Origin of the sequence: Streptosporangium sp. G11 (assembly GCF_051192615.1) — a bacterium.
Taxonomy (GTDB): domain Bacteria; phylum Actinomycetota; class Actinomycetes; order Streptosporangiales; family Streptosporangiaceae; genus Streptosporangium.
In genome coordinates this window covers 196,530-216,362 of sequence record NZ_JBPJUQ010000005.1, presented here as the reverse complement: position 1 = coordinate 216,362, position 19,833 = coordinate 196,530, and the positions used below count along the sequence as shown (strand labels likewise).

15 protein-coding genes are annotated in these 19,833 nt (G+C 69.8%); 12 read left to right on the top strand and 3 right to left on the bottom strand.

Features of this window, described 5'->3' with window-relative positions; all coding sequences use genetic code 11:
• Window positions 1-272 precede the first annotated feature (272 nt).
• The 8 genes from metH to ACSDR0_RS07790 all read left to right on the top strand — a co-directional run bounded on the left by metH (window position 273) and on the right by ACSDR0_RS07790 (window position 11,636).
• On the top strand, window positions 273-3,737 hold the full coding sequence (gene metH / locus ACSDR0_RS07825) for a methionine synthase (RefSeq protein ID WP_435288069.1): 3,465 nt from the start codon (window positions 273-275) through the stop codon (window positions 3,735-3,737).
• A gap of 34 nt (window positions 3,738-3,771) precedes the next feature.
• A complete protein-coding gene (locus tag ACSDR0_RS07820; RefSeq protein ID WP_435288068.1) occupies window positions 3,772-4,446 on the top strand; it encodes an HAD family hydrolase in 675 nt (224 codons plus the stop codon).
• Between the two features lie 282 nt (window positions 4,447-4,728).
• On the top strand, window positions 4,729-5,274 hold the full coding sequence (locus ACSDR0_RS07815) for a cellulose synthase (RefSeq protein ID WP_435288067.1): 546 nt from the start codon (window positions 4,729-4,731) through the stop codon (window positions 5,272-5,274).
• A gap of 265 nt (window positions 5,275-5,539) precedes the next feature.
• Entirely contained in the window at window positions 5,540-6,550 is a 1,011-nt protein-coding gene (locus ACSDR0_RS07810; RefSeq protein ID WP_435288066.1) for an ABC transporter permease, read from the top strand.
• A 58-nt stretch (window positions 6,551-6,608) separates the two neighbouring features.
• A complete protein-coding gene (locus ACSDR0_RS07805) occupies window positions 6,609-8,387 on the top strand; it encodes an ABC transporter substrate-binding protein (RefSeq protein WP_435288065.1) in 1,779 nt (592 codons plus the stop codon).
• An 81-nt stretch (window positions 8,388-8,468) separates the two neighbouring features.
• Window positions 8,469-9,482, top strand: coding sequence for an ABC transporter permease (locus ACSDR0_RS07800; protein ID WP_435288064.1), 1,014 nt, complete (start codon window positions 8,469-8,471; stop codon window positions 9,480-9,482).
• The gene (locus ACSDR0_RS07795) at window positions 9,479-10,522 is read left to right on the top strand and encodes an ABC transporter ATP-binding protein (RefSeq protein ID WP_435288063.1); all 1,044 of its coding nucleotides are present in this window, start codon (window positions 9,479-9,481) and stop codon (window positions 10,520-10,522) included. The genes ACSDR0_RS07800 and ACSDR0_RS07795 overlap by 4 nt, the downstream gene beginning before the upstream one ends.
• Window positions 10,523-10,571: 49 nt before the next feature.
• Entirely contained in the window at window positions 10,572-11,636 is a 1,065-nt protein-coding gene (locus ACSDR0_RS07790; RefSeq protein ID WP_435288062.1) for an ABC transporter ATP-binding protein, read from the top strand.
• 46 nt (window positions 11,637-11,682) lie between these two features.
• On the opposite strand, the gene ACSDR0_RS07785 is transcribed toward ACSDR0_RS07790, so the two are convergent.
• The 3 genes from ACSDR0_RS07785 to ACSDR0_RS07775 form a co-directional block, all read right to left on the bottom strand.
• Window positions 11,683-12,366, bottom strand: a complete 684-nt coding sequence (locus tag ACSDR0_RS07785) for a response regulator (protein WP_435288061.1) — start codon at window positions 12,364-12,366, stop codon at window positions 11,683-11,685.
• Complete coding sequence (locus ACSDR0_RS07780) at window positions 12,366-13,676, bottom strand: sensor histidine kinase (RefSeq protein WP_435288060.1); 1,311 nt, start codon at window positions 13,674-13,676, stop codon at window positions 12,366-12,368. The genes ACSDR0_RS07785 and ACSDR0_RS07780 overlap by 1 nt, the downstream gene beginning before the upstream one ends.
• Before the next feature lie 377 nt (window positions 13,677-14,053).
• Window positions 14,054-14,932: a RecB family exonuclease gene (locus ACSDR0_RS07775; RefSeq protein WP_435288059.1), complete on the bottom strand. Its 879-nt coding sequence runs from the start codon at window positions 14,930-14,932 to the stop codon at window positions 14,054-14,056.
• 167 nt (window positions 14,933-15,099) lie between these two features.
• On the opposite strand from ACSDR0_RS07775, the gene ACSDR0_RS07770 reads away from it, so the two are divergent.
• The 4 genes from ACSDR0_RS07770 to ACSDR0_RS07755 all read left to right on the top strand — a co-directional run bounded on the left by ACSDR0_RS07770 (window position 15,100) and on the right by ACSDR0_RS07755 (window position 19,797).
• Window positions 15,100-16,188 (top strand): site-2 protease family protein, encoded by a 1,089-nt coding sequence (locus tag ACSDR0_RS07770; protein WP_435288139.1) that lies wholly within the window; start codon window positions 15,100-15,102, stop codon window positions 16,186-16,188.
• A 159-nt stretch (window positions 16,189-16,347) separates the two neighbouring features.
• Window positions 16,348-17,883, top strand: coding sequence for a hypothetical protein (locus tag ACSDR0_RS07765; RefSeq protein ID WP_435288058.1), 1,536 nt, complete (start codon window positions 16,348-16,350; stop codon window positions 17,881-17,883).
• A gap of 13 nt (window positions 17,884-17,896) precedes the next feature.
• Window positions 17,897-18,334 carry a hypothetical protein gene (locus ACSDR0_RS07760; RefSeq protein ID WP_435288057.1) on the top strand — a complete coding sequence of 146 codons (438 nt, stop codon included), beginning with the start codon at window positions 17,897-17,899 and terminating at the stop codon, window positions 18,332-18,334.
• Window positions 18,331-19,797, top strand: a complete 1,467-nt coding sequence (locus ACSDR0_RS07755) for an FHA domain-containing protein (RefSeq protein WP_435288056.1) — start codon at window positions 18,331-18,333, stop codon at window positions 19,795-19,797. Before ACSDR0_RS07760 ends, ACSDR0_RS07755 begins: the two co-directional genes overlap by 4 nt.
• The last annotated feature ends 36 nt before the right edge of the window (window positions 19,798-19,833 follow it).

Below are 19,833 nucleotides of genomic sequence, written 5' to 3'. Positions count from 1 at the left end.
GGGGCCTTCACGTCACCTTCCCGGCGGGGTGTGGACGATCAGGACGTCGCGGCCCTCGCGCCGCCGTGCGCGGGAGGCCCGCCGAGCCCCGTGGCCGCCCCGGCGGGCCGCCGGGCTCCCGGTCGCCCGCCCAGGAGGAAACGCCCGCGCTGACATGGATGGCGCGTTCGGCAGCCATTGGTACTTCAGTGAAGCGGCAGAATTAATTGGACAAAAGGCTCAATTGACACCAAGAACAATGGCGCCCGGATAGATCCCAGTACTCTTGTCCCATGACAAGCACTCCGTCTTTCCGTGAAGTCCTGACCGAGCGCGTGATGGTCGCCGACGGGGCCATGGGGACGATGCTTCAGGCCCACGACGTCACCATGGATGACTTCCAGGACCATGAGGGCTGCAATGAAGTGCTCAACGTCACCCGTCCCGACATCGTCCGCGCCGTGCACGAGGCCTACTTCGAGGTTGGTGTCGACTGCGTCGAGACCAACACCTTCGGGGCCAACCTTTCAGCTCTTGGCGAATACGACATCTCCGAGCGCGTCTTCGAGTACTCCGAGGCCGGCGCCCGCGTCGCCCGCGAGGCCGCCGACGCCTACTCCACCCCCGACCGGCCGCGCTTCGTGCTCGGCTCCATCGGTCCCGGCACCAAGCTCCCCACCCTCGGGCACAAGCCGTACGCCGTGCTGCGCGACGCCTACTACGACAACGCCGCCGGCCTGGTCGGCGGTGGCGCCGACGCGCTGATCATCGAGACCTCCCAGGACCTGCTCCAGGTCAAGGCCGCGGTGATCGGCGCCCGCAGGGCCATCGCCGACTCCGGTCGCGACGTGCCGGTCATCGCCCAGGTGACCATCGAGACCAACGGCGCGATGCTGCTGGGCTCGGAGATCGGCGCGGCGCTGACCGCGATCGAGCCGCTCGGCGTCGACGTGATCGGCCTCAACTGCGCGACCGGCCCCGCCGAGATGAGCGAGCACCTGCGCTATTTGGCCCGCCACGCCCGCGTCCGCCTGTCGTGCATGCCCAACGCCGGGCTGCCCGTGCTGACCTCCGACGGCGCCTACTACCCGCTGAGCCCCGAGGAGCTCGCCTCGGCGCACGAGAACTTCACCCGCGACTACGGGCTGTCCCTGGTCGGCGGCTGCTGCGGCACCACCCCCGAGCACCTGCGCCAGGTCGTCGAGCGGGTCCGGGGGCGGGAGACCACCCCGCGCCGTCCCCGCCCCGAGGCCGGCGCCTCCTCCCTTTACCAGAGCGTCCCCTTCCGCCAGGACATCTCGTACATGGCCATCGGCGAGCGCACCAACGCCGTCGGCTCCAAGGTCTTCCGCGAGGCGATGCTCGCCCAGGACTGGGAGGAGTGCGTGGAGATCGCGCGGGGGCAGGCCCGCGACGGCGCGCACATGCTCGACCTGTGCGTCGACTACGTGGGCCGCGACGGCGTGGCCGACATGAAGGAGCTGGCGTTCCGCTTCGCCACCGCCTCCACGCTGCCGGTCGTCCTCGACTCCACCGAGCCCGCCGTCCTCGAGGCCGGGCTGCAGATGCTCGGCGGGCGCGCGGTCGTCAACTCGGTCAACTACGAGGAGGGCGACGGCCCCGAGACGCGCTTCCACCGGAACATGACCCTGGTCCGCGAGTACGGCGCCGCCGTGGTGGCCCTGACCATCGACGAGCAGGGCCAGGCCCGCACCGCCGACCTGAAGGTCCAGATCGCGGTCCGCCTCATCGAGGACCTGACGAGCAACTGGGGCATGAACGTCGAGGACATCCTCGTCGACATGCTCACCTTCCCCATCGCCACCGGCCAGGAGGAGACCCGGCGCGACGCGCTGGAGACGATCGAGGCGATCAAGGAGATCAAGCGGCTCCACCCCGGCGTGCAGACGGTCCTGGGCCTGTCGAACGTGTCGTTCGGCCTCAACCCGGCGGCCCGCATCGTGCTCAACTCGGTCTTCCTCAACGAGTGCGTCAACGCCGGCCTGGACTCGGCGATCGTGCACGCCTCCAAGATCCTGCCGATGGCGCGCATCCCCGACGAGCAGCGCCAGGTCGCCCTCGACATGGTCTACGACCGGCGCAGGGAGGGCTACGACCCGCTGCAGCGGTTCATGGAGCTGTTCGACGGCGTCGACGCCGCCGCGCTCAAGGAGAGCAAGGCCGAGGAGCTCGCCGCGCTGCCGCTGTGGGAACGGCTCAAGCGCCGCATCGTCGACGGCGAGCGCAAGGGCCTGGAGGCCGACCTCGACGAGGGCCTCGCCCAGCGTCCCGCCCTGGAGATCGTCAACGACGTGCTGCTCGACGGCATGAAGACCGTCGGCGAGCTGTTCGGCTCCGGCCAGATGCAGCTGCCGTTCGTGCTCCAGTCGGCCGAGGTGATGAAGACGTCGGTCGCCTACCTGGAGCCGCACATGGAGCGGGTCGAGGGCGAGATCAAGGGGCGCATCGTGCTCGCCACCGTCAAGGGCGACGTGCACGACATCGGCAAGAACCTGGTCGACATCATCCTCTCCAACAACGGCTACGAGGTCGTCAACCTCGGCATCAAGCAGCCGGTGTCGGTCATCCTGGAGGCCGCCGAGGAGAAGAGGGCCGACGTCATCGGCATGTCCGGGCTGCTGGTGAAGTCCACGGTCATCATGAAGGAGAACCTGGAGGAGATGAACTCCCGGGGCATCTCCGACAGGTTCCCCGTGCTGCTCGGCGGGGCCGCGCTGACCCGCGCCTACGTCGAGCAGGACCTCGCGGAGCTCTTCCAGGGCCAGGTCCGCTACGCCCGCGACGCCTTCGAGGGACTGCGCCTGATGGACGCCTTCATGGCGGTCAAGCGCGGGGAGAAGGGCGCGAGCCTGCCGCCGCTGCGCGAGCGCCGGGTCAAGGGCGGCGCCACGCTGGTCAGGACCCCGGTGGAGGAGTTGCCCTCCCGCTCCGACGTGGCCGCGGACAACCCGCTGCCGACGGCGCCCTTTCTCGGCGAGCGCGTCATCAAGGGCGTGCCGCTCGCCGAGTACTCCGCGTTCCTGGACGAGCGGGCGACGTTCATGGGCCAGTGGGGCCTCAAGGCCGCGCGCGGCGGCGACGGGCCCTCGTACGAGGAGCTGGTCGAGACCGAGGGGCGTCCGCGCCTGCGGATGTGGCTGGAGCGGATGCAGACCGACGGGCTGCTGGAGGCGGCGGTCGTCTACGGCTACTTCCCGTGCGTCAGCGACGGCGACTCGCTGATCATCCTGGACGAGAGGGGCGACGAGCGCACCCGCTTCACCTTCCCGCGCCAGCGCCGCGACCGGCACCTGTGCCTGTCCGACTTCTTCCGCTCCAAGGACTCCGGCGAGGTCGACGTCGTCGCCCTCCAGGTCGCGACGATGGGCAACAAGGTCTCCGAGGCGGCGGCCGAGCTGTTCGCCAAGGACGCCTACCGCGACTATCTGGAGCTGCACGGTCTGTCGGTGCAGCTGACCGAGGCCCTGGCCGAATACTGGCACGCGCGCGTGCGCTCCGAGCTCGGCATCGGCGGCGACGAGTCCCTGGAGGACATGCTCAAGGTGAACGTCGCCGGTTGCCGTTATTCCTTCGGGTACCCGGCCTGCCCTAACCTGGAGGACCAGGTTCAGCTGATGGAGCTGCTCGATCCGGCCAGAATCGGCGTCGAACTGTCGGAGGAGTTCCAGCTCCACCCCGAGCAGTCGACGTCCGCGCTGATCGTTCATCACCCCGAGGCCAACTACTTCAACGTATGACCGGTTTGTGATCGGCCAAGGGGGTTCACGGGGGATGGAAGCTGTTCTCTTCGACATGGACGGTCTTCTCGTCGACAGCGAGAAGATCTGGTTTCAGGTCGAGACCGAGGTGATGGAACGGCTCGGCGGCGAGTGGGGGGAGGCCCACCAGGAGAATCTGGTGGGCGGCTCCATGCCGGCCACCGTCGCCTACATGCTCCGTATCTCCGGCGGGGGCGCCACCCCCGCCGAGGTGGAGGCCTGGATGCTGGAGGGCATGACCGCCAGGCTCGCGGGCGGGGTGGAGATGATGCCCGGCGCCGCCGAGCTGCTGGCGGAGGTACGCGGGGCGGGCCTGGCCACCGCCCTGGTCACCTCGTCGGTCCGGTCGATCGCCGAGGCGTGCCTGAGGAGCATCGGCGAGCACAACTTCGACCACGTGGTGACCGGCGACGACGTCACGAGGACCAAGCCCGACCCCGAGCCCTATCTGACGGCCGCCCGGCTGCTGGGCGTCGATCCGGCCCTCTGTGTCGCCCTGGAGGACTCCCCGAACGGGGTGACGTCGGCCACCGCCGCGGGCTGCCGGGTGGTGGCGGTGCCGAGCGTGCTGCCGATCCCCGCCGCGCCCGGACGCCTCGTCGTCGGCTCGCTGCTGGAGGTCGACGTGGTGATCCTGCGCTCGCTGTCCTCGGGCGAGCCTCCCACCGGCGAGCCGTCCGCCGGCTAGTTCTCCACCGCCTGGTTCTACCCGCCTGGCTCTACGCCGCTTGGTTCTCCACCGCCCGGCTCTCCACCGGCCGCCCTCCGCGGCCGGTTCCTCCGCCGGCGGGTTCCCGGCGGTGGCGGGTGGTCCTCCGGGAAGGGGGCCGGGCTCGGGGATCGTCCCTGATCTTTCTCGCGTACCGGGCCGTATCCCTTAGGGGGTGATCCCTCCTCAGGAAGGAGGACCCGTCCCGATTCGACGTGCCAGGATGGATATCGGGTAAGCCGATACGAGGGGCGGTCCGCTATGTCGTACGAACAGATCGCGTGGTTGCCGCTCTGCGCCGGGGTCACCGGCGTGGGGCTGGTGCTGAGTTTCCTGCTGATGCGGCGCCGGGGCGCCGCGGCGGGGTTGCGCGCCGCGGCCTGGTCGCTGCTGCCCGTCGCCGCGTTCCTGACCGGGGCGCTGCCGACCGTGTGGCAGATCGGCACGGCGATCACCGGCTTCGTCGCCGGCCTGGTGTTCAACCCCATGGTGTGGGCCGGGGTGGGGGTGACGGGCCTCGCCGTGCTGCTCTTCCTGGTCTCCGGCTTCCTGCGCGGCCGCCGCCTCAAGGCCGCCGCGTCCCCGGCGTCCCCTGCATCCAGGGCCACGGCGCCCGCCGCGAGCGCCCCGGCGCAGAGCAGGGCCGTGACGCCGGGCGCGACGGCCGTCACGCAGCCGCTGCCCAAGCGCACGCCCGCGCCCTCGCCCGTCTCCAAGGCCGCCGGATCCAGGCCCGCGTCGAAGCCGGCCGCCGATGACGACTTCTCCGATATCGAGGACATTCTCAAGCGCCGGGGGATCGGGTGACGCTACGTCACCGCCTCGTTTCAATGTCACGAATCCGAGACAGAAGCGGAACGGCTTCCGGACATTACCTTCAAGATCAAAACGAATGAATTTCACGTGAATCACAGTTGAGCCACATAGCGCCTCAGGGGACTGGTCAGCGCAGTTCAGCCCATAGATTCTGCGCACGGGACCACTAATAGCGGCCCGTAGACTTACGGCGCGCTACCCCGACCCGGGGGACGCGTTGACGGACAACGTCGTCTGGGATCCAGGGGGCCACTGTATGACCGCACCGCTCGACGTCCCCGGCACGGCCCTGGAGGCCCAGCCGGAGGCTGTTCTCGAAGGGGTGGGCGGAAAAGCCATCGAAGGCCGGTCTCTCGGCCAGATCGCTTGGCTGCGCCTGAAGCGCGATAAGGCAGCAATTATCGGTGCTTTCGTCGTGGTCTTCCTGACGCTGATCGCGATCTTCGCGGAGCGTCCGTTCGGCGGGATCATCGCGCTGTTCGGCGACTCCCCGAACATTCCCAACAACGACCTCATCGACCCCATGACGAGCGCCCCGCTGGGCGCCTGGGGCGGGATCAGCCTTGAGCACCCGCTCGGGCTGGAGCCGGTCAACGGCCGTGACATCTTCGCCCGGATCATCTCCGGCGCCCAGATCTCGCTGCTGGTCGCCTTCCTGGCCACGCTGGTCTCGGTGGTGCTCGGCTCGCTGCTGGGCGTGCTCGCGGGCTTCTTCGGCGGCTGGGTCGACACCCTCATCAGCCGGGCGATGGACGTCTTCCTCGCCTTCCCGCTGCTGCTGTTCGCGATCGCCATCGTCGGCGCCGTCCCCGACCAGGCCCTCGGGCTGAAGGGCAACGGCCTGCGGATCGCGGTGATCGTGTTCATCATCGGCTTCTTCAACTGGCCCTACATCGCGCGCATCGTGCGCGGCCAGACCCTGTCGCTGCGCGAGCGCGAGTTCGTCGACGCCGCCCGCTCCCTGGGTGCCGGCAACAGCTACATCATCTTCCGTGAGATGTTCCCCAACCTCGTGGCGCCGATCCTCGTCTACGCCACGCTGCTCATCCCCACGAACATCCTGTTCGAGGCGGCTCTGTCGTTCCTCGGTGTCGGCGTGAACGAGCCCCAGGCCTCCTGGGGAGGCATGCTCACCAGGGCGGTCGACTACTACCAGACCGCCCCGCACTTCATGATTGTCCCGGGCCTAGCGATCTTCATCACCGTTATGGCGTTCAACCTGCTGGGCGACGGGCTCCGGGACGCCCTCGACCCGCGAGCCCGGTAGCGAACAAGCGACCGTCCTCTATATCACCGTCACTCATGACAAGGGGTATACCACCACGATGAGGAAGATCAACGTACTGGCGCTCGCCGCGCTGGGTACCGCGCTGTCCATGGGACTGGCCGCCTGTGGCGGAACAGCCGGTGGCGGTGGCAACACGTCCTCAGGAAGTCAGGGGACCGGTGCCGCGGCCTCCGCGGCCAAGCACAACGACGCCTACACCAAGGTCGTCAACGCCGCGGACACCAAGGGTGGCACTCTCAAGTTCGCCTACTCCGACGAGCCCGACTCGATGGACCCGGGCAACACGTACTACGCGTTCAACTGGAACTTCACCCGGCTGTACGCCCGCCCGCTGATGACCTACGCCGCCGAGCCCGGCGACGCGGGCCTGAAGCTGGTCCCGGACCTGGCCGAGGGCCCCGGCGAGATGGCCGCGGACGGCCTCTCCTGGACGTACAAGATCAAGAAGGGCATCAAGTACGACGACGGCACCGAGGTCAAGGCCACGGACGTCAAGTACGCCATCGCCCGCAGCAACTTCACCGAAGAGCTCACCGACGGTCCGAAGTACTTCGCCCAGTACCTCGACGCCGGTGACTACAAGGGTCCCTACAAGGACAAGAACCTCGACAACTTCAAGGGCATCGAGACCCCCGACGACTACACCGTCGTCTTCAAGCTGAAGGCGCCGTTCGCGGAGTTCGACTTCCTGGTCGCCAACCCGCAGTCCGCCCCGGTGCCGCAGGCCAAGGACACCGGCGTCGACTACGAGAAGACCGTCGCCTCGACCGGCCCCTACAAGATCGAGAGCTACGAGGTCGGCAAGCAGTTCAACCTCGTCAAGAACGAGAACTGGGACCCGGCCACCGACACCACCCGCAAGCAGCTGCCCGACCGCATCGAGGTCCAGCTGAAGCAGAACGCCGAGGACATCGACAAGCGCCTCATCAGCGGCCAGGTCCACGTCGACCTCGGTGGCACCGGCGTGCAGCCGGCGGCCCGCGCCCAGATCGTCGCGGACGCCAAGCTGAAGGACTCCACGGACAACCCCTTCACGCCGTTCAACCGCTACGCGATGCTGTCGACCGCGGTGAAGCCGTTCGACAACATCGACTGCCGCAAGGCCGTGCAGTACGCCACCGACAAGACCGCCACCCAGGCTCCCTGGGGCGGCCCGCTCGGCGGCGAGATCGGCACCACCGCGATGACCCCGACCACGGTCGGCTACAAGCAGTTCGACCTGTACCCCAACGGTGCCGACCACAAGGGTGACCTCGACAAGGCCAAGGAGCACCTGGCGGCCTGCGGCCAGCCGAACGGCTTCGAGACCAACATCGCGGTCCGCGGTGACCGCACCAAGGAAGTCCAGGTCGCCGAGGCCCTCCAGGCCTCCCTCGACCGGGTCGGCATCAAGGCCACCATCAAGAAGTACCCCTCGGGTGACTGGAGCGCGCAGTACGCCGGCAAGCCGGAGTTCGTGCACGCCAACAAGCTGGGCATCATGATCGCGGGTTGGGGTTCCGACTGGCCGTCCGGCTTCGGTTTCCTGTCGCAGATCGTCGACGGTCGCTTCATCAAGGACTCCGGCAACTACAACATGATGGAGCTCAACGACAAGTCGGTGAACGAGCTGCTCGACAAGGGCATCCAGACCACCGACGCCGCCGCCCGTAACGAGATCTGGGCCCAGGTCGACCAGAAGGTCATGGAGTCTGCCGCCTTCATGTCCTTCGTCTACGAGAAGACCCTGATCTTCCGCCCGTCGACCCTGACCAACGTGTACGTGCACCCGGCCTACGGCATGTACGACTACACGTGGCTCGGCGTCCAGCAGTAGCCCTTCCCTAGTTAGCCAAAGGCAGGTGAAGGCCTGACGGTGCCCGGGAGCGACCCTCCCGGGCACTTCGGCCGAACGATCGTGGTCGCTTTCATCGTCCGCCGCGTGATCGCCGCCGTGCTGATGCTCGCCATCGTCAGCATGGCCACCTTCGCGATCTTCTTCCTCATCCCGCGTGCTCTGGGACAGACCCCCGAGGGCATGGCGTCGCGTTACGTCGGGCGAGACGCCACCCCTGAGGCGATCCAGGGCGCCGTCAAGCGACTGCACCTGGACGATCCGCTCCTGGTGCAGTACGGCCGGTTCGCGCAGGGCATCGTCGCCGGTCAGGACTACTCGCTCGGCCCGCGCAAGGCCGAGTGCCCGGCACCGTGCTTTGGCTTCTCGTTCAACAACAACCAGCCGGTCTGGCCGACGCTGCTCGACCGGCTTCCCGCGACGATCTCCCTCGCCCTGGGCGCCGCGGTCACCTGGGTCGTCGTCGGCGTCAGCGTGGGCGTCATCTCCGCGCTGAAACGTGGCACCGCCATGGACAGGTCGGCCATGACGATCGCCCTGGCCGGAGTGTCGCTCCCCATTTACTTCACCGGCCTGGTGTCGCTGTCGGTGTTCGCGTACACGCTGGGGATCTTCCCCGGCGGCGGCAGCTACACGGCGTTCACCGAGAATCCGATCATGTGGTTCCAGGCGCTCGTCCTGCCGTGGATCACCCTGGCGTTCCTGTACGCCGCCCTGTACGCCCGGCTCACCCGGGCGGGCATGCTGGAGACCATGGGCGAGGACTACATCCGCACGGCCCGCGCCAAGGGTCTCAAGGAGCGGACGGTCGTGACCAAGCACGCCCTGCGCGCCACGCTGACCCCGATCCTCACCATCTTCGGCCTGGACCTCGGCCTGCTGCTGGGCGGCGCGGTGCTCACCGAGAGCACCTTCTCCATCCCCGGCATCGGCAAGCTGGTCATCGACGCGATCCGGAGCAACGACCTGCCCGTCGTCCTGGGCGTGACCCTGTTCGCGGCGATCTTCATCGTCCTGGCCAACTTCATCGTGGACGTGCTGTACGCGGTGGTCGACCCGAGGGTGAGGCTCTCATGACGACTCCCGCACCGGAGTCCTTCCTGGAACTGCGCGACCTGCGCATCCACTTCCCGACCGAGGACGGCCTGGTCAAGTCCGTCGACGGCCTGTCGTTCAAGCTCGACCGGGGCAAGACCCTGGGCATCGTGGGCGAGTCGGGTTCGGGCAAGAGCGTGACCAGCCTCGGCATCCTGGGCCTGCACAAGGGCGGACGCGCCAAGATCTCCGGTGAGATCTGGCTGGACGGCGAGGAGCTCGTCGGCGCGAGCCCCGACCACGTGCGGACCCTGCGCGGCAAGAAGATGGCGATGATCTTCCAGGATCCGCTGTCCGCCATGCACCCGTACTACACGGTGGGCGCCCAGATCATCGAGGCGTACCGGATCCACCACAAGGTCAGCAAGGCCGTCGCCCGCAAGCACGCGATCGACATGCTCGGCCGGGTGGGGATCCCGCAGCCCGACAAGCGGGTCGACGACTACCCCCACCACTTCTCCGGCGGCATGCGCCAGCGCGCGATGATCGCCATGGCGCTCTCCTGCGACCCCGAGCTCCTGATCGCCGACGAGCCCACCACGGCCCTCGACGTGACCGTCCAGGCGCAGATCCTCGACCTGATGCGCGACCTGCAGAGCGAGTTCAACTCCGCGCTGATCGTCATCACCCACGACCTCGGCGTGGTCGCCGAGCTGTCGGACGACATCCTGGTGATGTACGGCGGCAAGTGTGTCGAGTACGGCACGGCCGAAGACACCTTCTACCGGCCCGAGCATCCCTACACATGGGGTTTGCTGGGGTCGATGCCCCGCCTGGACCGTGAGCCCACCGAGCGGCTGCTCCCGATCAAGGGCTCCCCGCCCTCCCTGATCAACGTGCCGTCCGGCTGCGCCTTCAACCCCCGCTGCGCCTTCGCGGGCCGCACCGAGGGCAAGGCCACCTCGGAGGTGCCGCAGCTGCTGGAGACCGACGGCGGCCACCTTGTCCGCTGCCACATGCCCCGCGCGGAACGGCGGTCCATCTGGGAGAACGAGATCAAGCCGATGATGGAGAGCACGTGAGCGAGCGAGCCGGTCAGCACAGCACGACGCTCAGGGTTAGGGAGGACGCGTGACCTCGGTCGACGTCGTTGACGACAAGGGCGGCACGGCCGAGAGGTCCGCCTCCGAAGCGCTGCTGTCCGTGCAGGGCCTGCAGAAGCACTTCCCGGTGACCAAGGGCCTGCTGCGCAGGCAGGTCGGCGCGGTCAAGGCGGTCGACGGGATCAGCTTCGACGTCCGCAAGGGCGAGACGCTCGGCCTGGTCGGCGAGTCGGGCTGCGGCAAGAGCACCACAGGACGGCTGATCACCCGCCTGCTGGAGCCCACCGACGGCAAGATCGTCTTTGAGGGCCACGACATCACCCACATGTCCCAGGCCAAGATCCGCCCGCTCCGCCGCGACATGCAGATGATCTTCCAGGACCCCTACTCGTCGCTCAACCCCCGGCACACGGTCGGCGCCATCGTCGGCGCCTCGTACCGCATCCAGGGGATCCAGACCGAGCAGGGCACCAAGAAGGCGGTCCAGGAGATCCTGGAGATGGTCGGGCTCAACCCCGAGCACTACAACCGCTACCCGCACGAGTTCTCCGGCGGCCAGCGCCAGCGCATCGGCATCGCCCGCACGCTCGCCCTCAAGCCCAAGCTCATCATCGCCGACGAGCCGGTCTCCGCGCTGGACGTGTCGATCCAGGCCCAGGTGGTCAACCTCCTGGAGGACCTGCAGAACGAGCTCGACCTGACCTATGTCATCGTCGCGCACGACCTGTCGGTCATCCGGCACATCAGCGACCGGGTCGCGGTCATGTATCTCGGCAAGATCGTCGAGCTGGCCGACCGCAAGGGCCTGTACGAGTCGCCCATGCACCCGTACACCACCGCGCTGATGTCCGCGGTGCCCGTCCCCGACCCGGCCCGGCGCAAGGACCGCGAGCGCATTCGCCTCCAGGGCGACGTGCCCAGCCCGCTCAACCCGCCGTCCGCCTGCCGGTTCCACACCCGGTGCTGGAAGGCCCAGGAGATCTGCAAGACGGTGGAGCCGCCGCTGGAGACGCTCGCCCCGGGACACCAGGTCGCCTGCCACTTCCCGGAGAACGCCCCCAAGGAGCAGCCCCTGCAGGTCGTCTCCGGCTGACCGCTCCCGCCCGTACGGAGACCTCCGTACGGGCGGGCGGGACGGGTCAGGGAAGCGCGCCCGGCGTGATCAGACCGGTCTCGTACGCCAGGACGACGGCCTGGACGCGGTCGCGCAGGCCCAGCTTGGTGAGCACGTTGCCGACGTGGGTCTTGACCGTCGTCTCGCTCACCACCAGCTCGGCGGCGATCTCCGCGTTGGACATGCCCTTGGCGATCAGCCGGAGCACCTCCAGCTCCCGCTCGGTCAGCCGGTCCAGGCGCGCGGGGGTCGACTGCTGGTGCACCGAGGGCAGGTGCGCGCCGAACTTGTCCAGCAGCCGCCTAGTGACGCTCGGCGCGACGATGGCGTCGCCCGCGGCCACCACCCGGATGGCCTGCACCAGCTCCTCGGGCGGTACGTCCTTCAGCAGGAACCCGCTGGCCCCGGCGCGCAGCGCCTCCACGATGTACTCGTCGAGGTCGAAGGTCGTCAGCACCAGCACCCGCGGCACGTGCGCGCCCACGGTGGCCTCCCGCACGATCCTGCGGGTCGCCTCGATGCCGTCGACACCCGGCATCCGGATGTCCATCAGGACCACGTCGGGCAGCAGCGCCCGCGACTGGTCCTGCGCGGCCTTGCCGTCTCCCGCCTCGCCGACCACGGTGAGATCGGGCTCGGCCTCCAGAATCAGGCGGAAGCCGGTGCGCAGCAGTGGCTGGTCGTCCACCAGCAGCACTCTGATCGTCATCACGTGTCCTTGAGGGGGAATCGGGCATTGACCTCGAATCCGCCCCCGGGACGCGGGCCGATCCTCAGAAGTCCACCATAGAGGGCGACGCGCTCGCGGATGCCCGCCAATCCGTGCCCGGTCACCTCCTCGCCGTCCCTGTCCCTGTCGTCCCCGTCGTCCCTGTCGTTCCCATCGTCCCCGTCATTCCTGTCGCCCCTTTCGTGCGCCTTCGGGCCCAGACCGTCGTCCTCGACGTGGACGGCGAGCCCGCCCGGTTCGTGCCGCACCGTCACCCAGGCCCGCGCCTGCGGCCCCGCGTGCCGCAGGCTGTTGGTCAGGGCCTCCTGGACCAGCCTGTACGCGGCCAGGTCGACGCCGGGAGGCAGTGACCCCGCCGCGTCCGGCGCCTCCGCCGTCCCCGGGGCTCCTCGCTCGTCCTCGATCCACAGCTGCGTCCGCAGCCCCGCCTCACGCATCTGGTCGACCAGGGCCGGGATCTCCCGCACCCCCGGCTGCGGGCTGCGCTCGGCGGGCGTCCCCTCGGTCCTGAGCACGCCCACCATGCTGCGCATCTCCGCCATCGCGGTCCGGCCGAGCTCCTCGATCGCCGACAGGGCCTCGCGCGCCCCGTCGGGGTTGCTGGCGAGCACCCGGCGCGCCGCGGCGGCCTGGACGGTCATCACGCTCACGTGGTGGGCGACCACGTCGTGCAGCTCGCGGGCGATGCGGGAGCGCTCCTCGGCCCTGGCGGCCCGGGTGTCGGCCTCCCGGGCGCGTTCCATGCGCCGCGCCCGGTCGCGCAGCTCCGCCTGGTAGGCCCGGCGCAGCCGCACGCTCCGGCCGGCGATCCACAGGGAGGTGGTGAGGACGGCCATCAGCAGGTGGCCGCTCCACCCGCTCCACCCGCCGAGCCCGCCGAGCCCGCCGCCCGCCGCCGACGACAGGACGTGACCGGTGAGGGCCAGCGCCGGAGCGCACAGGCTCAGCGCCAGGCCGCGCCGGGCGGCGATCGTGTAGACCATCACGAGGGTGACGAGCCAGAGCAGGGAGGGATTCCGCCCCGCCGAGGTCAGCGCGACCTCGGCCAGGCAGACCAGGAAGAGCATCAGGAACGGCTGCCGGCGGCGCAGCGCCACCGACAGGCAGCCCGCCACGATCAGGCCGAGGCTCATCGCGTCGGGCGCCCTCAGGCGGCCGGGGTCGCCGAAGACGTGGGCCATGTGGGCGAAGGGGACCGAGGCGGCGGCCAGCGCTCCACCGAAGATCACGTCGGGAATCAGCGGGTGCCCGTGGAACCACGTCCGCAGGCTGCCGATGGTGTTGCGCACACAATCAATTTAGGCGCCCTCACCCCGTCGCCACCCTGCCAGAGGTGGATATCCCCCTCATCCCCACGAAGGATCCCCCGGAGAACACCGTGTGGACGCGCCCGGGACCGGCCTCCTCGCGCCCGGGACCGGCCTCCTCGCGCCCGGGACCGGCCTCCTCGCGCCCGGGACCGGCCTCCTCGCGCCCGGGACCGGCCTCCTCGCGCCCGGGACCGGCCTCCTCGCGCCCGGGACCGGCCTCCTCGCGCCCGGGACCGGCCTCCTCGCGCCCGGCACCGGACCGGTAGGGGCGGGGCCGGGAGGGGCGGGGGCCGGGGGAGCCGGGGTTGAGCGGCCTCGCCGTCGACGCGGCGGCACCGGCACCGGCGCCGCGATCCCTACAGCTCGTCGGTGGCCGCCCGCGAGGTCTTGGCGGGGCGCCGGTTGCTGCGGACGGTGTCGCCGGGCTGCCGCTCGGGGACGGGCGGGGGAGTGCCGCCGAACTCCGGGCACAGGTCCTTGTAACTGCACCAGCCGCACAGCCTGCTGGGCCTGGAGCGCCACTCGCCCGTCTCCAGTGCCCGCTCGATGGCCTGCCACAGGGCCTGGACCTTGCGCTCGGTGGCCAGGAGGTCGGCCTCGTCGGGGGTGTAGCGCAGGACCTCGCCGCCGCCCCCGAGATACATCAGCTGGAGCATGCGGGGCACCGAGCCGCGCAACCGCCACAGGACCAGCGCGTAGAACTTCATCTGGAACAGCGCCTTGGCCTCGAAGGCGGGGCCGGGGGCACTGCCGGTCTTGTAGTCGACGACGCGGACCTCCCCGGTGGGCGCCACGTCCAGCCGGTCGATGTAACCCCGCAGCATCAGGCCGCTGCCGAGCACCGCCTCCACGTAGAGCTCCCGCTCGGCGGGCTCCAGGCAGGTGGGGTCCTCGAGGGTGAAGTAACGCTCCAGCATGGCGCGGGCCTGGGCCAGCCACTCGTCGCGGTCGCCGTCGCCGGTGAACATGCCCGCGTACGAGGGATCCTCCTCCTGGAGCCTGCGCCACTGGGGCTCCAGGAGGTCCTGGGCCGCGGAGGCCGTGCGCTCGGGGGCGGGCAGGTCGTACAGGCGCTCCAGCACCGAGTGGACCATCGTGCCGCGCACCGCGGCGGGCGACGGCGGCTCGGGAAGCCTGTCGATCACCCGGAAGCGGTAGAGCAGCGGGCACGTCATGAAGTCCCCCGCGCGCGACGGCGACAGGGCTCCGACGATCGTGGGCTCGGTCAGCGACATGACCGCACTGTAGGTCACGGTGACGACAGTTTGTGCCCGAGGCGCCCCGTGGCGTCTGCCGGAGGCCCGGCGGCGCGTACCATCGAGGCCTGAGGGTGGACTGGACGAGGAATGGTGAGCCAGCGGTGAGCAGCGACAGCCCACGCCGGGACAATCCAGGGTTGCGGATGGGCCGCCCGTTCGGCATCCCGATCTACGTCTCGCCGACCTGGTTCATCGTGGCGGCGTTCATCACCTACTCGTTCCAGAGCGTGGTGGCCTACAGGCTGCCCGACCTGAACATCCCGCTCACGTACGTCGTCGCGTTCGTCTTCGCGGTGCTGCTGTACGCCTCGGTGCTCCTGCACGAGCTGGCGCACTGCGTGGTGGCCAGGATGTACGGCCTGCCGGTACGGCGCATCACCCTTTACCTGCTCGGCGGCGTCTCGGAGATCGAACGCGAGCCGGAGACCCCCGGCAGGGAGTTCATGGTGGCCTTCGCCGGGCCGCTGCTCTCGCTCGGGCTGGCCGGGCTCGGCTTCGCCGCCTCCTACGTCATCGACCCCGGCACGGTCGCCGGCGTCCTGGTCTTCCAGCTCTGGCTCGCCAACCTGATGGTCGGGGTCTTCAACCTGCTGCCGGGACTGCCGCTCGACGGCGGGCGCATGCTGCGGGCGGGCGTCTGGAAGATCACCCGCAAGCCCCTCTCCGGCACGATCGCGGCGGCGTGGGCGGGCCGCGTGCTGGCCGTCATTTTGGTGGCGGTCCCCCTCGGGCTGGCACTGGTGACCGGCCAGTCCCCGGACCTGATGATCATCTGGTCGGTGCTGCTGGCCGCCTTCATCTGGTTCGGCGCGACCCAGGCGTTGCGCGGCGCCCGCGTACGGGCCCGCATCCCCGGCGTCAACGCCCGCGCCCTGGCCAGGCGGGCCATCGCGGTGACCGGCGACGTGCCGCTGGCCGAGGCCCTGCGCCGGGCCGCCGAGGCGCAGGCGGGGGCGATGGTGGTGGTCGACCACGAGGGACACCCCACGGGCATCGTCAACGAGGTCGCGGTGGAGGCCACCCCGGAGAGCCGCCGCCCCTGGGTGACGGCGGGTTCGCTGTCGCGCAGCCTGGAGCCGTCGCTGGTGCTGGCCGCGGACCTGGAGGGGGAGTCGCTGATCGACGCCATGCGCGAATCCCCCGCGGGGGAGTATCTCCTGGTGGAGCGCGGCGGTGAGATCTTCGGGGTGCTCGCGACCTCGGACGTCAACCGCGTGTTCAGTGGGGTTTAAGCGAACCACATGTGGTTCACAGGCGTCTCACTGGATACTCGCCGGTGACAGGGGCGGCAGGAGAGGATCATGCCTGTTTGTCCCACTCGTCTTCGGCACTTACCAGGACTAGGGTTTTGGCCAGCGAACGGGCTGGCCATGTAGCTTAAGGGACGTCAATTGGCACCCCCCCAAACACCGGCTCCGGCCGGCGATCTCACGCCGGAGCTTCTCGGCGCCCCCGAATGGACCGACCAGATGGTCGCGGCCGCGGGCATTCCCATGTACGACATCCCGTTCCTCACGGTCGGTGGCGGCATGGGATCCTTCGTGACGCTCGACTACCTGAGGGTCTACGGCGTTCCCACCTCACAGATGCGGGTGGTGTCCAACATCGACCACCCGTGGCAGACCTACGAGTTCCTCACCAGGTGCTCGCAGATCCCCCGGGGGGAGCGGATCCGCTCCGACTCCTCCTCCCGGCCGGACAACCTGTGGGGATTCCCCTCCTACGCCCTGGAAGAGGCGTGGAAGGAGAAGAAGCCGTCATACCTGTGGCAGATCCTCACCGAGCCGCTCCTGAACGACTACTGGACCCCGCGCGCCGGCACCGTCTTCGAGAACCTCGAACGCGAGGCCAAGCGCATCAACTACTGGGACATGCTGGTCAAGGGGCAGGTGCGGATGGTCCGCCGCAGGGCGGGCGGCGGATACTTCACCGTGGTCACCCCGCCCGACGGCGCGGCGCCGACCAAGCGCATCATCTTCCGCTCGCGCTTCGTGCACATCGCGATCGGCTACCCGGGCCTGAAGTTCCTGCCCGACCTGCAGGAGTTCCGCACCAAGCACGGCGACTACCAGCACGTCGTCAACGCCTACGAGCCGCACGAGCAGGTCTACGAGTTCCTGAAGACCCGGCCGGGCACCGTGGTCATCCGCGGCGGCGGCATCGTCGCCTCCCGGGTGCTCCAGCGGCTGTTCGACGACCGGGAGCGGCACAACCTGCAGACCCAGATCGTCCACATCTTCCGCACGTTCGTCAGCGGCTCCCACGGCCCGCACGTCTGGTCGCGCCGCAAGGGCGGGGACGGCTGGGCCTACCAGGGCTTCAACTACCCCAAGTCGGTGTGGGGTGGCCAGCTCAAGGCGGAGATGCGCAAGCTGGAGGGCGTCGACCGGGCGAAGAAGTACAAGGAGATGGGCGGCACCAACACCCCCTTCAGGCGGCGCTGGCAGGAGCAGATGCGGGCGGGCCGCAGCGGCGGCTACTACCACGCCGTGCAGGGCACCGTCGACCGCGTGGAGCAGGGCCCCGACGGCCGGCTCGTCAGTTACGTGCGCAGCGGCGACGGCATCGTCCGGGAGCCGGTGTCCGACTACATCATCGACTGCACGGGTCTCGAGGCCGACATCGCCGAGCACCGGATCTTCGCGGACCTGCTCCAGCACGGCGGGGCGGGCCGCAACCCGGTGGGCAGGCTGGACGTGGAGCGTCACTTCGAGGTGAAGGGGACGGCCAGCGGCGACGGTGCCCTCTACGCCTCGGGGTCGGCCACGCTCGGCGGCTACTTCCCCGGCGTCGACACCTTCCTCGGCCTGCAGATCGCGGCCCAGGAGATAGCGGACGACCTGGCGAATCGGGGATTCGTCAAGAAGATGGGGCCGCTGCGGTCGACCTCGCAGTGGTTCAAGTGGGCCCTCAACTCGCCGGTGTAAGGAGTAATTCCCCGTGGTTCCGACCCTGTGGGGCCGTATTCAGACGCGCCTTTTCATGCTCGCCACCGTCGGCGTGGTCATCACCCTGCTGATCGTGCCGCTGCTTCCCGGTTCCTCCGGGCCGCTCTCCGGCCGCTACGTCAACGGTCTCCTGGTCATCGCCGCGGTGGCCGTGCTGGGGGTCGTCTGGGAGCTGATATACCACTTCCTGATGCAGTTCAGATGGGAGAAGGACTGGCCGACCCTCTTCGGCCTGCTGACGCTCGTGCCCGAAGGTCTTGTGCTGTACTTTTTGCTACGGTCCGGTGCAGTTGATTTCATCGATCCGGTTCCGCCGGCCGCCTTCTGGACGCACTTCACCGTCGTCTGGGTATGCATCTGGTTGGTGACGAACGGCCCCATGAGGGTGCCGTTCATCCGGTGGCGTTTCCGGGGAGGGAGAGTTCTGTGACCGACCAGGGCTTCGGGGTGGTGCGTCCGCTTCCGGGCAACGGGCTGGTGGCCCATGAGGACGGCCTGCTGCTGGTGTGCGACGCGGCCGAGGCCGTCGTTGGGGATCTGCTGGGGGCGCTGCGGGAGACCGCGGCCTCCGGCGGCGACGGCCGGGCGCTGGCCCGCCGGGTCGCCCAGATCCTCGCCGTCATGATGGGTGAGCCGGTGGCGTGCGCCGTCGCCGGGCCCGTCGGCGGGGGAGTGGCCGTTCTGGTCAGCGGTCCGGCGTTCGCGTCGGTGACCGGTGCGAACGGCGAGATCCAGCTGGCCGGGCGTGACGCGCTCACCTGGTCCGACCGGCTGGTTCCCGGCCCGGTGACCCGGGTGGAGCTGCGCCTGCCCGACGCGGGGGCCGCGCACCCGCTGTCGCGGCTGGACGCCGGAGTGATCGTCGCGGGCGGGGTCTGGTGCGACCTGACCGAGGCGGGCGCCGCCCCGCGGGCCGTGTCGCGGGTGGAGCCCGCCGCGCCCCAGGGGCAGCACGTCCAGCATCCCGCGCCCCGGATGGAGCCCGTGGCCCCCGCGCCCACTCCGATGCCCGCGCCGCCCGAGCGGGCGGCGCCCCCCGAGTGGTCGGCCCCGCCGGAGGCCGCCCCGCCGGCGCCCTACCCGATGGGCCCGGCCGAGCCCTACCCGCCGATCGCCCCGCCGGTGGAGCCGCGGCGCGAGCCGCAGCCGCAGGGGTGGCACTCCGAGCCGATGCCCGCGGTCCCCCCGCAGGGCCCGCTCTCCTCTCCCGGTCACCCGGGTGCCCATGCCGGCGGCCCCTCCACCGGGCCCGCCCCCGCGGTCGTCCACCACGAGGACATCGACACCGCCATGGCGAGCGGGATGGGCGGAGACCCCATCGACGTGCGCGACCAGCCGTTCGAGTACGAGCTGCTGACGCCCGGCAACGAGCCCCCGGCGGGGCCCGCGCCGGGCCCCGAGGCCGAGCCCGAGGCGCGGCCGCTGGTCTACGGGGTCGACTGCAAGAACGACCACTTCAACGACCCGCGCGTTCCCTACTGCGCGGTCTGCGGCATCGCGCTGGTCCAGCGCACCCTCGTTCCGTACAAGGGGCCGCGCCCGCCGCTGGGGGTGCTGCTCCTGGACGACGGCCTGACGCTGCGGCTCGACACCGACTATCTGGTGGGCCGCGACCCCGAGCGGGCTCCCGAGGTGGCCGACGGCTCGGTGCGCCCGGCCAAGGTCACCAGCCCCGACGGCTCGGTCTCCCGCCGCCACCTGCGGGTGGCGCTGGACGGCTGGGACGTCAACCTGGTCGATCTGGGGTCGGTCAACGGTACCCAGATCCAGCCGCCCGGCGACCCCAACTTCTACGACATCCCGCCGAACGAGCCGGTCGCGATCCTGCCCGGCACCACCGTGCGGATCGGCGTCTCGCGCACCATGCGTTACGAGTCGCACCGCAACCGCTGAGAGCGTCCTTCGCCTTCCGGGCGGCACGGCCACGGC

Coding starts and splice junctions, on each gene's coding strand:
- ACSDR0_RS07820 (WP_435288068.1), top strand. CDS start 3,772: ATGGAAGCTGTTCTCTTCGACATGGACGGTCTTCTCGTCGACAGCGAG.
- ACSDR0_RS07775 (WP_435288059.1), bottom strand. CDS start 14,932: ATGTCGCTGACCGAGCCCACGATCGTCGGAGCCCTGTCGCCGTCGCGC.
- ACSDR0_RS07815 (WP_435288067.1), top strand. CDS start 4,729: ATGTCGTACGAACAGATCGCGTGGTTGCCGCTCTGCGCCGGGGTCACC.
- ACSDR0_RS07785 (WP_435288061.1), bottom strand. CDS start 12,366: ATGACGATCAGAGTGCTGCTGGTGGACGACCAGCCACTGCTGCGCACC.
- metH (WP_435288069.1), top strand. CDS start 273: ATGACAAGCACTCCGTCTTTCCGTGAAGTCCTGACCGAGCGCGTGATG.
- ACSDR0_RS07795 (WP_435288063.1), top strand. CDS start 9,479: ATGACGACTCCCGCACCGGAGTCCTTCCTGGAACTGCGCGACCTGCGC.
- ACSDR0_RS07810 (WP_435288066.1), top strand. CDS start 5,540: ATGACCGCACCGCTCGACGTCCCCGGCACGGCCCTGGAGGCCCAGCCG.
- ACSDR0_RS07805 (WP_435288065.1), top strand. CDS start 6,609: ATGAGGAAGATCAACGTACTGGCGCTCGCCGCGCTGGGTACCGCGCTG.
- ACSDR0_RS07770 (WP_435288139.1), top strand. CDS start 15,100: ATGGGCCGCCCGTTCGGCATCCCGATCTACGTCTCGCCGACCTGGTTC.